A 219-nucleotide genomic window follows, 5' to 3' on the forward strand; every position below is an offset into this window, starting at 1 on the left:
TTGGCTATAACGGTTTTTATCACCTCACCAATGCTTATCGCAGATTAACACGTCCTTCATCGCCTCTAACTGCCAAGGCATCCACCACATACGCTTAGTCACTTAACCATACAACCCTAAGTAGTCTTTCGACACGAAGTACACCGTGGAGACTAATCCACAGCAATTGTAAAGTCTGACATTTTCACGCACAAATAAATGTGTCTTGAATAAGATGTT

At 41.6% G+C, this 219-nt stretch carries 1 rRNA gene; it reads right to left on the bottom strand.

Annotation, left to right across the window (positions count from 1 at the left end):
* Positions 1–108 (bottom strand): 23S ribosomal RNA (locus H4J57_RS19760); the annotation flags it as partial.
* Between the last annotated feature and the right edge of the window lie 111 nt (positions 109–219).

The sequence above is a fragment of the Colwellia sp. BRX8-7 genome (genome assembly GCF_014077275.1).
Classification (GTDB): domain Bacteria; phylum Pseudomonadota; class Gammaproteobacteria; order Enterobacterales; family Alteromonadaceae; genus Colwellia_A.